Annotated in this window: 7 protein-coding genes; 6 read left to right on the top strand and 1 reads right to left on the bottom strand. The window is 55.5% G+C overall.

Annotation, left to right across the window (positions count from 1 at the left end):
• Positions 1-752: 752 nt before the first annotated feature.
• Positions 753-1304: a hypothetical protein gene (locus tag Q0M74_RS10295; protein ID WP_293954099.1), complete on the bottom strand. Its 552-nt coding sequence runs from the start codon at positions 1302-1304 to the stop codon at positions 753-755.
• Positions 1305-1496: 192 nt separating this feature from the next.
• Here Q0M74_RS10295 and Q0M74_RS10290 point away from each other — a divergent pair, with 192 nt between their 5' ends.
• The 6 genes from Q0M74_RS10290 to Q0M74_RS10265 all read left to right on the top strand — a co-directional run bounded on the left by Q0M74_RS10290 (position 1497) and on the right by Q0M74_RS10265 (position 11333).
• A complete protein-coding gene (locus tag Q0M74_RS10290; RefSeq protein WP_293954097.1) occupies positions 1497-2027 on the top strand; it encodes a hypothetical protein in 531 nt (176 codons plus the stop codon).
• Positions 2028-2409: 382 nt separating this feature from the next.
• Positions 2410-2940, top strand: coding sequence for an NYN domain-containing protein (locus Q0M74_RS10285; protein WP_293954095.1), 531 nt, complete (start codon positions 2410-2412; stop codon positions 2938-2940).
• A 2-nt stretch (positions 2941-2942) separates the two neighbouring features.
• Positions 2943-4991: an N-6 DNA methylase gene (locus tag Q0M74_RS10280; RefSeq protein ID WP_293954093.1), complete on the top strand. Its 2049-nt coding sequence runs from the start codon at positions 2943-2945 to the stop codon at positions 4989-4991.
• Between the two features lie 134 nt (positions 4992-5125).
• Entirely contained in the window at positions 5126-7060 is a 1935-nt protein-coding gene (locus tag Q0M74_RS10275) for a class I SAM-dependent DNA methyltransferase (protein WP_293954091.1), read from the top strand.
• A complete protein-coding gene (locus tag Q0M74_RS10270; RefSeq protein WP_293954089.1) occupies positions 7057-8226 on the top strand; it encodes a restriction endonuclease subunit S in 1170 nt (389 codons plus the stop codon). Before Q0M74_RS10275 ends, Q0M74_RS10270 begins: the two co-directional genes overlap by 4 nt.
• Positions 8227-8246: 20 nt before the next feature.
• Positions 8247-11333 carry a type I restriction endonuclease gene (locus tag Q0M74_RS10265; protein WP_366088184.1) on the top strand — a complete coding sequence of 1029 codons (3087 nt, stop codon included), beginning with the start codon at positions 8247-8249 and terminating at the stop codon, positions 11331-11333.
• The last annotated feature ends 320 nt before the right edge of the window (positions 11334-11653 follow it).

The following is an 11653-nucleotide window of genomic DNA, read 5'->3' as shown; positions in this document are numbered from 1 at the left end:
AACTGATGTCTTGAGGTTGGGCTTTTCGACCCTGGCCCAACTTTGCAACAGCACCAGTAAGCGTGCATCGAACGGTATGTGAAATTTCCACTAACTTGGCTCAGAATTAAATTTCACACCAGCACCGTTTACCAGTTCCGCAATCCGGGACCAGGGGAGATACTTTCGCAGGAGTCCCGGACGCTTACGCGCATTAGATTCGGACCGGGCGGCATCTGCGGCAGCTTGGACCACCCCAGGCTCTTCGCCCAGGGCTTCGGCCATCCATACGAACGCCGCTGGGCACAGGAGCCTGTTGTAGGTTCGACGCGCGCTAGTATTTGGAGTCTTGCGAGTAAAAGAACCACTCCCATGACTGTTCTGGCTCCCGAACCAGCGGATCATATGTTCTTTCTGGCTCGACCACCAGGCTCCTTGTTTCTGAGGACAATCCCGTTCGTAGGCATCGGAGATAGGGAGATGGGGTTCAAGCGATCGCAACACTCGAACAAAGTCATCTACATGAAAATCCTCTTCCGAAGCTCCCATGTTCATCACTTCCTTTCCAGGGGTGTTGTTGCAAACTGGGGATCTTGATGGCGTGAGCCGGGATCAACAGGCCCATGGGAATCTTCTCGGGTCATCATTTCCCTCACGAGGTCATTCTGTGGGCGGTGCGGTGATCATTCCACGGCGATCACCACTTTGCAACAGCACCTTCCGAACACCATCCGGTCGGTACTCGCGAGGTGGTGCCGCCGACAGCTGGCCAGTCACGCCTTCTTCTTGCCGCTTGTGGTGGTCGTGGCCGCGGACTGATCCCCGTCGTTGGCCGGAGCAGGGGATTCGGTCGCTTCTGCGAGGGCCTGCTGTTCGTAGACGAACAGCTTGCCGCGGGCCTCGGCGGCTTCCTCACGGGCCGCACTGACAGCCTCGCGTTGATGGTCCACCTCATCTCGAAGCCGGTCATTGTCTGCGGCTGCCACGGCCAGCTCAGCCTTCAAAGCAGCGATGGTGGTTGCTTGCTCGGCGGTGATGGCCTTTTCCTTCTCCAGTTCCCCGGCCAGGCGGGTAGCCTCCTGGCGGGCTTCCTCGGCTTCCTCGGCGGCAGCGCTCGCCGCCTGGTTCACGGCATCGTCCTGTGTGGCACGCTCAGCCAGCACGGCCTGGCGGATGATTGCTCGCAGGGTCTCAAAAGCCCGCGCCTCCTCCTCGGTGGCAGGAGCAGCCACCTCGTCGGTGGCCCCCACTCGCTGGGTGCCCTGTTCGCCGTTGTGTATCTGCAACTCACGGATCTCATTGCAGGAGCTCTTGGGCAACAGCACTGGGTGCCTAACGACTGTGTGGAGGGCCAAATCATAAGGGTCTCTACCAGACCCGGACAACCCCTTTTTCCTAATAACCGCAACATGCCGACCGTGTTGGATCACGGGAAAATAGTCATTCAACTCCGCCACTCTTACCAATCAAGGAATTCATAGGTTTAGTGGCATCGGTACCTGCTATGAATAAGACTCATGGGTGAAGTAATTAATTTCGTTTACGATGAGCTCAAAAAGCTAGTAGAAGATTTTGAAGACGGAGAGCATAATCAAGAAAGTGCTAATTTCCTCGGGCAGTTAATCTCCCTTCACCCATCCAGTGAAAAGGAAGGCTACCAAGTACTTCTTGCACGGGTTCAACCAGAGAAGCAGAAACTAATTCCAGTGGCTGAAGCTAAAACTCCCAGAGGAAATATGCGCCTACGAGCTCTCGAGGACCTGGTTGAAAAATATGAGGCCAGCGATGGCAGTGAAAGAGCGGCCATCATCTTGATCAACATCCTGACTTCCCAGCGGGGATCCTCGCAAGAGCCGTACCGCACACTAATTAAGCGCGTTAAGCGGCACTCCCAAAGAATTCACCCAGCTCTCAGAGGTCTACCGACGAGCCATTATTTCTCCATGACCAAGTCAGTTTCTTCCATCGAACATCGTTTCAATGAAAGGGATGCTCAAGAAATTTTAACCATCATCAAAGATGAGAATCCCTGCCGATCCTCGGTATGAACACCTGGCACTACGAGTGGAATATGCCATAGCGGCCAACAAGCAGAAATCATCCGCCCGTAAGAAAACAGCGCGACAGCTGGAGAAAGAACGTCAGAGCGCCGGCTGGCGTGAGTTTGCGCCCCGTGGGCTGGGGACAGAATCAACCCAGCGTCTTATGGGAGGGCGGAGAACAGTAAGTGGAGGCCTCCCCAATAAGTGAACGACGAATCATTGCGAGTCCCTACCAACACCAAAACCAGATGCGTGCACCCATCAACACAAGATCCAATCTAGTCAAAGTGAGTTCGATTAATCTGTTTACATAGTAGTAAAAATAGCTTCTACCACTATCTTTAGCGAATTTTACTTTTGTGTTCATAGGTTTACATTGACAGGTCTTGTGTTTGTAGGTATTGTTATTTTTATGAAACATGAAAAGAACACAAATGAGACACTTCATAATCGATTGATCATTATTGATATTGAGTGCTACAACGGGGGCCCTGTCACCTCCGCAGCACAGGCACAGTGGTGCCACCGCACCCTATTGAACTGGGTCACCCCCAGCGAAGATGACCTGATCATCCTGGCCACTGATATATCAACAGTGACAAACCTTCATAGCATGTGGGGTTCACACCGAATCTTGGTTGGCCGGGGCAAAGATGGGGCCGACCTGCGCCTTCTTGAGGTTTTAGAAGAGGATGTCGCGGGTCGTTTTAAGGAAGTTTCCCTGGTTTCTGGGGATCATATTTTCGCTGAGAAGATTTCCCAGCTGGCGGGTGAAGGCATCCCCACCACTGTGTACTGCCACGAATCCAGCCTTTCGAAGCGTTTGGCTTTTGCCGCCACAACAGTGATTACCTCTCCCTCCCACCCCACTCCTCCACCTATGGCACCAGCAGTGGTTTCACTTCGAAAGGTTGCTTAATAATGACTAGCACATCTGGCCGTCTGGCCATTAAAGATATTGCTTCACTGGCAGGGGTAACTCGAGCAGCAGTGAGCAATTGGAGATCCCGTAATGAGGATTTCCCAGCTCCTGTCGAGGGATCACCTGAACGACGCCCATTATTCGACATGCACGAGGTTGTTCGCTGGCTTAAACAGAAAAACCTGCTTCCCGCTGATGCTCAGAGAAAACAAACAGAGCTCAGTATCTGGGGAGTGGCTAATCTTTTGCGCAGTAACACCTCAGATCCAATTGAAACCAGCATTCTGGTTCTGCAGCTGCTGGTATTGCGTAAACAGTCAGAGATGGATGCTTCCCATGGCATCTGGTCTCAGGCATTAGCGGCCTCCACCAGCAATGAGGTTGTCTCAGTATTCTTACAGGCCGATACCCATGCAGATGCTGTTTTTATTTATGAGCCCGTTAAGGACCTTATCGAGGGTCTACCTGGTGAGCTCATGAAAGAACTGGTCTCTGCCGTAGACGGCATTCCTATTGATGACTACGGGGAGGCGGCACGACTCACTATTGATAGACTTCTCGGCCTTGGCGGCCGAGGCGATGTCAGCGCTTTGAGCACGTCGATCTCACCGCAGTCTGAACTATTAATCCATGCGGCTGCCACGACATTAGCTGCCGGCGATACTGTCTTTGATCCTGCCTGCGGCATCGGCGGCACACTGCTGCGGTTCCAGGGCCTGCAGGAGGAACTTTCATTGATCGGCAATGATATTGACCCCTCAGCGATACTGATCGCTCAACTGCATGCCTACCTAGCCGATGTTACTGCTACATTCACGGTGTCTGACTCATTAACACGAGAAATCCATGGTGGCCTTCAGGCCCAGGTCATTGTGAGCGAACCTCCGATGGGAATGCGCTTTGATCGAGATCTTCAGAAAACTATTCTTGCTCACGCAGGGCTTGATACACGGGGGGGATTGTTCTCAGATGAGCTCTTTCTTATTCTTGCACTCGGTAATCTTGCCCCGGGTGGACGTGCTTATATCCTGACCACCACGGGTGCGGGTTCCCGCAAGTCTTCTCAGCAGGTACGCCAGGAATTGGTTGCCCGAGGTCTCATTGAGTCCGTTATTCAACTGCCAGCACGTTTTCTTCCCTACTCCAATATTGAAACCTTGCTCTGGGTCTTGCATATTCCTGAGGATAAGCCAGAAGCGTCCGTGCTGATTGCCGATGCTACCTCTGAAAAATCACCTGAGAAGCATATTTTCCAGTGGTTGACCGATTTACGTGCTGGGGCTGAGACGTCTATCCCGTCTCGGACACTGTCTTTGGCTGAGTTAATCACCAATGACGGATCCATCAATCCGCCTGCTTTACTGCGTAAAGAGAAAGATAAAGATGAAGTCCGAGCAGACCTTGAACGGTCTCTGGAGGATCTTTCGCACACACTTACCGCAATACGGAAAATGGAAACGAATCCACACGATCTTATTAAGCTCCCATCCTCCTCAGGCTTTACAGATCTCAAGACGCTTATCGACAGTGGGGTTCTCACCCGTCTGCGCAGGCCCTTTATCTCCGGTAAAGATAGAGAGGTAAAAGAGGGGGTAGAGGCTTTTGTGCTGCCTATGCGCAAGGGGCATGGTGAGGTGAAGCAGGTCGTTGCCCGTGAAGCAGACTTGTGGGTGTGTGATGGAGATATCCTCGTCCCCGAGATCGCTGCAGCTCCCGCGCGTATTTTTACTACTGATGAACACAGGTGGGTTGTTCCAACCAGTATGACTGTGCTGAGAATCAATGACTCTGCCCTCAACCCTGACTACCTCGTATCTTGCATCAACGCCCCCTTCAATAGGGAAGCGACTGAAGGTATCAGTCATGCCCGACGAGATTTCAAACAAATCCAGATCCCAAATCTTGATCAAGACGCACAGGAGCAGCTTGTAACAGCGTTGGGGGAACTATCAGTGGTGAAGCAGAATGCTGAATGTCTGGCTCAGCAGGCAAACACTGCTACAGAAGCAGTGCTCAACGCTGTGCGTTTCAGTAATCACACTGCGTAGTCTTCTACGCACCCTGGGCTATCGCCACGCTGCCCGAGCTCTCTTGAGTTATAGCCAGACCAGGTACGCCCAAGAGAAAATACACCCCGTACTCTTATCTTCACCATCAATTAATACATCAAAGGATATTGAACATGGCATCATCGGCCTCGCTCTACCAGGCGGTATGGCAAACAGCGGACACCTACTTAAGAGGAGTGGTCCCTCGCCAGTCCTACGGCGACTACATCCTCCCGTTCACCGTGCTGCGCCGCCTGGAGTGCCTGCTTGAACCGACCAAGCCTGCTGTGCTGCAGACCATCAAGCACACCAAGTTCCCCGAATCCATGTGGGGACCTCTAATCCGCTCGGATCATGGCCTGTCCTTCTACAACACCTCCGAGCTGTCGATGGGAGTAATCGGTGGCAGCGACGACCACGTTAAACAGGGCATGCTCACCTACCTGGACGCTTTTTCCGACAACGTCCGCGACGTGTGGACGGCGTTCAAGTTCCCCGAGTTGCTGACCAAATTGGAGGAGAACAACGTCCTGTGGGGTGTTGTCAAACACTTCGCCGATATTGATCTCTCTGATGAGGCTCTTGGTGAGAATGCCATGGGTAATCTTTTCGAGAACCTCATGTACCGCAGCTTCTCTGAGAATGGCCAGGTCGCTGGTGAGTTCTACACTCCTCGTGATGCCATCCGTCTCATGGTCGATGTGTTGCTGTCCAGCGACGATGATGGTCTCTACGGTCAAGCACCTGCCCGTACTGTCTACGACCCGGCAGCTGGCACCGGCGGCATGCTGCTGGTGGCCAAACGTGCCATGGAGGAGCTCAACCCGAAGATCGAGGTCTCCGTCTACGGCCAGGAGATGATGGCGGAGTCCCTGGCCCTGGGTAAGTCTGATCTCATCGTCTCCGGCATTTCCCCGGATGCCATTCGTGACGGTGACACCCTGGCTGGTGACCGCTACGAGGGCGAGCTGTACGACTACGTGCTCTCCAACCCTCCCTACGGAACTGACTGGAAGCGCTCCAAGGACGCCGTCGAGCGCGAGGCGAAGATCGAAGGATCGCGTTTCAGCCACGGTCTGCCACCAGTCTCAGACGGTCAGATGCTCTTCCTGAGCCATGTGGTCCACAAGCTCAAGGAGAAAGAACCAGGCACTAACAAGGGTGGGCGTGCCGGTGTGGTCACCAACGGCTCCCCGCTATTTACCGGCGGCCCGGAGTCTGGCCCTGATCAGATCCGTAATTGGTTGATTAACAACAACCTCATTGATACGATCATCGCTTTGCCGACTGAGATGTTCTATAACACCGGCATCGCCACCTACGTGTGGATCTTGGATAAAAACAAGGAAGCCAAGCGTGACGGCAAGATCCAGCTCATCGATGCCACCGGCACGTGGTCTCCCATGCGTAAAAGTATGGGCAACAAGCGCCGCGAGTTTTCTGACCAGGATCGCGAATTCATCCTCGGGCTCTACAACGCCTTCGAGGACGCTGACCCGGAGTACTCTAAGGTCGTGACACCGGAGCAGCTGGGGTTCCGGGATGTCCCGATGTACCGGATAATGCGATACTCCACGCTCATCAACGATGAGACCGTAGCTGCAGCAATGGAGCACAAGCAGGCACTCACCGGCCACGAGGCTGTAGTGCGATCCTGCGGGGGAGTGGCTTGGAACGATCTGCCTGCACACCTGAAGAAGGAAGCTAAAACCGCCGGTCTGAAAATGAGCGCCAGTTTGCTCGGCCACATCATGACGGCCGTGGCCGTCGAGGACGAGAATGCTCCGGAAGCGGTGGATCATAAGGGCAACAAGGTCATCGACAAGGCGTCGAAGATCACTGAGCGCATCCCACTGACCGAGGACGTCGATAAGCACATGGCCCGGGAAGTGCTGCCGTTTGCACCGGACCTAGTGTGGGACATGAGCGAGGCCAAGGTCGGCTATGAGATCCCGATAACGCGGCTGTTCTACAAGCCGGAGGAGATGCCGTCGATCGAGGAGCTCGACGCTGAGATCGAGACTGTGCTGGAGTCGATCCGCTCTCGTTTCCAAGAGGTGAAGGAATGACAGATTTCACCTCGGTCGACTCTATTTCTAAAGTGTTTATAGAAACGGAGGAATTCCGCGATTACCCGTTACGCCCCTTGTTCACGTTGTGTTCCGTTTATGCCGGAGAGGCCATTGCCTCTGACGATCTATCAGACGAAAAGATCGTTCCTGTTTATGGATCGAACGGAATTCGTGCTTACACAGACAAGCCGAACCATCTTGAGGACCAAGTTCTAGTGGGTCGTCAAGGATCGGTTGGCACTGTGCATTTTGCAAAAGCTCCTTTCTGGGCAGCAGAGCATGCTCTCGTCGTCGAACCGATAACTTCTGAAGTCAGCAAACAGTGGCTCAAATACGTACTTGAAACCTTGGATCTTTCAAGACTTTCCAGGGCAGTTGCTCAACCAGGGATCAATGCTTCTTCGGTGTCATTCCAGAGGGTTCCCACAATCTCTCTAGGACAACAAAAGGCTATCGCTGACTTCCTGGATCGGGAGACCGCCGAGATCGACGCTGCGGTAGCAGACCTGGACAAGTACATGAAGTTGCTGAGGCTCCGGGCGAGGAAGCTCATCAATGAACAGCTGATGAGTGGATATCCCGAAGTAAAGATGGGGCTTTTAGCTGAATCAATTATCGGTCTCACCTACAGGCCTGAGAATGTAGTCGACGAAGGTGGGATCTATGTCTATCGGTCTGGAAATGTTCAAGAGTCGAAAATTGACCGGAGCAACATGTTGGCCGTAGACGTTGAAGTACCTCCTCACCTCCGATTCAAGCGCGGGGATATCCTAATGTGTTCCAGAAATGGTAGCGCTAACCTGGTGGGAAAAAACGCAATCGTTGATCCGTGCGACTATGGTCAGACCTGGGGTGCATTTATGACAGTGATTCGATCAGACCTTAATCGGTATCTTTATTGGTTCTTCCGGTCGCCACGATTTGACGATTATCGGGGATCATTTTCTTCTTCAACGATCAACCAGTTGACTACTGGTATTCTGAATCGGATTCCGGTTCCATTGCCTCCGGAAAATAAACGAGATGAGATTACGGCATTTCTTGAGGAAGAAGTCAGCAAAATTGACTCCCTCATCGAAGAATCCATCAAGCTCCGCGACCTGCTGCTCAAGCGTCGTTCTGTGCTCATCACTGAGGTCGTTACCGGCCGAAAGCAGGTCTGATCATGGGTATCCAGTCCACGATGGAAAAGGCGTTCGAGGACGCCATCGTCGATCATCTCGCCTCCCACGGGTGGATCCACGAGACAGGGACCACCAACGCCGGCTGGGACAAGACCCGAGCGCTCTTCGTCCCGGACGTGCTGCACTGGCTGCAGACTCAGTACCCCGAGGAGTTTCTTAAGGCCATACCCGAGGCGCTGACCGGTGTGCAGCGTGACGTCTACGTCGCGAAACTACTCGACCGCCTGACGGAGATGCTGGATAAGGCACCGATCCTCAACGCCCGGACGAAGAAGGTCCAGCACGGTCTGCTGGGCACACTCCGCAACGGTTTCTCACACTCCCAGCGGGGCCAGATGAAGGCCACCTTCGGTTCCATGGTGGCCTTCTACCCAGAAAACCCCCTGTACACCGGTGCAATCGAGGACGCGCAGAAGAATCGGCTGCGGGTGCTGCGTCAGGTCCCGTTTGATGCCACCGGTACCGACACCCTGGATCTGGTACTCACCGTCAACGGCATCCCGGTAGCCACCCTGGAGCTCAAGACCGACAACACCCAGGCAGTGCGCGACGCGGTCAAGCAGTACAAGGTCGACCGCCAGCCGACCAAAAACCGCCCACTGCTCAAACCCGGCCGTGCGCTGGTGCACTTCGCGGTATCCAACCAGGAAGCCTGGATGACTACCGCACTGGACGGCCTGAAAACCTTCTTTCTCCCCTTCAACAAGGGCCGTGACGGGCATGCCGGCAACCCGGTCAACCCCAAGGGGTCTGATACCTCGTATCTGTGGGAGGAGGTCTTCGAACCAGAGCTGTTCCTGCGCATTTTGCGCGACTACGCCCTGTGGGAGCCCTCATCCAAGGGCAACAAGGGCCGGCTAATTTTCCCGCGCTACCACCAGCTGCGCGCCACCGAGAACGTCATCGACGACATCGCCGCCCGTGGGGCTGGCGGGCGCTACCTCATTCAGCACTCCGCCGGGTCCGGTAAGACCAAGACGATCGCCTGGCTGGCTCATCGGGCGGGCCGTTTCATCAACTCCTCTGGCCATCCGGTGTTTGATTCGGTCATTGTGGTCACTGACCGCACGGTGCTCGATGACAACATCAAGGAAGGCCTCGACCTGCTCCGTGCCTCTGAGGGTCTGGTCGTCAACGTCGACAACGAGCTGGGATCGAAGTCCAAGACCTTGGAGGCGGCCCTGTCGCGGGGTGGGCACATCATCTCGTGCACCATCCAGACTTTCCCGGCCCTGGCGAAGATGATGGAAAAATCCCCAGCCCTTAGCGGGCGCAACTACTGCGTGATCATGGACGAGGCGCACTCCTCCCAGCACGGCGAGGCCGCCACCCGGCTGCGTGAAATCCTCGTCGACATCGATGTCCCCGACAACGAGGACATCTCTGCTGATGACGTGCTCCTGGCCATGGACAAGGCGGTAGCCAACTCCCCGAACTTGAGCTTCATTGCGCTCACGGCCACTCCGAAGGCAAAGACCCTGGCAGCCTATGGCACGGTTGACCCGGATAACCCCGACACGCGGGTGGCTTTCGATACCTATCAGATGAGTCAGGCCATCGAGGAAGGTTTCATCCTCGATGTGCTGGCCAACTACTCCACGTACGCGATGTTCGCCCGCATCCGCGATGATCTGGGCAGGGAGGAGACCGTGAACTTCGGGGAAGCCGTCTCCGACATGGTGCGCTTTGTGCGGATCCACCCGACCTCGATCGCGCAAAAAGTGGAGGTCACCGTCGAGCACTTCCGCCGCAACGTCATGCACCACCTGGGTGGTACCGCCAAGGCCATGGTGGTGGCCCCAGACCGGATGTCGGCGGCGACCTGGTCGCACAAAATGAACGAGTACATCGCCAAACGCGGCTACGACGATATGACCACCCTCGTGGCGTTCTCCGGCTCCCTGACCTACGGCCAGGGCGAGGAGTCGGTGGAGATCACCGAGGCCTCGATGAACGGGGTGCGCGATACCGCCATGTCCTTCCGGGAAAATGATGACGCCAAGGTCCTCATCGTCGCGAACAAGTTCCAGACCGGGTTCGACGAACCGCGTCTGTGTGCCATGTACGTGGATCGGAAGCTCTCCGGTGTGCAGGCAGTACAGACCCTCTCCCGGCTGAACCGGGTGTTCCCGGACAAGCCGAAGCCGATGGTCGTGGACTTCGTCAATGAACCCGAGGCGATCCTGGAATCCTTCAAGCCCTATTACCGGGATGCGCACATCGAGAATGATATCCCCGCCAACGCCCTGGCCGATCTCGGTGATCTCCTCGACGCCGCGGCGTTCTACACCCCGGAAGAGCTCGACGCCCTGGCGGATGCCTACATTGCCCGCGAGGATGCTGAGACCCTCCAGGGACTGGTCTCCCCGATCAGGGCCCGGTGGAATAATCACATGCGTGACGCCCGCCAGAAGCTCGATAAGGAAGCCTACGAGACCGGCAAGTCTTTCCGGACCAATCTCATCAAGTACGCCCATGCCTGGGAGTTTCTCAGCCAGATCGTGGATTTCCAGGACGCGTTGCTGCATAAGAGAGCCATTGTTGCTGGATTGCTGTCGAAAAACCTGAATCTAGAGCGCCAGGACGACGATGACGACTACACCGTCGGCATTGAGCTGGTCGGTGTCGCAGTTGAACCAGTAGACGCTCCCAAGGACCTTGGTCTAGCCAGCCAGGATATTGATGGCACCTTGGAGTTGCCCGGTTTTGATGGCCGACCGGTCGGGGATAACTCGCCGGTGCAAGCCGCGTTCGATGAGGCTGTCGACCAGGTCAACCAGATCCTGGCGGCCGTAGGCCTCGCAGGCTCCAACGAAGCCACCAGGTCTGCCATCCGTGCCAGCTACGGCATCCTCGTGGAAGACACCACGGTCCAGGCCCTGGCGAGGGAGAATGATCCCTCCCAGGTGGCGGGCACTGAGGCTTTCAAAAACAAGGGCTTCGGGGCGATTATCGCCGCAGCCCGGCAATCTAATGAGGTGTACGAGGCGATTACCGCCGACCCGGACAACCTGGATGCGTTCTTGGAGGCACTGGCGCACATGATCGTCGCCGCGAAGGACGAAGGCGACCGAGCCCGCGAGTAACCCCGCCGTCACTGCCAGCCCTTATCGCGACACCCGACAGGGGCTGGTGGTGGCGGTGCGGCTCCACCGAGGCCGTCTTTCCTTACTCCCAGCGAGCACGCGGCGCCAGACAGATGACCACTCCCCAAATCTGCCTCAACACAGCGAAAGAACAGCAAACCCGGTCGTTCACTCCCCCAGGTCACCGGAGTTCTCTGCGGCATCGGTACCTGGGAGAGTTACGCAGTACGACGGGAAGGGCTCGTGTCTGGACCACAGGCTAACCGGTGCTGTTGCAAAGTAGGGGCGGAATGGTGGTCGCCATGGAATGATCACGGTTA

The organism is uncultured Corynebacterium sp. (assembly GCF_945649885.1).
GTDB lineage: Bacteria > Actinomycetota > Actinomycetes > Mycobacteriales > Mycobacteriaceae > Corynebacterium.
The sequence above is the reverse complement of the archived record's forward strand: the minus strand, read 5'-3'. Positions and strand labels throughout refer to the sequence as shown.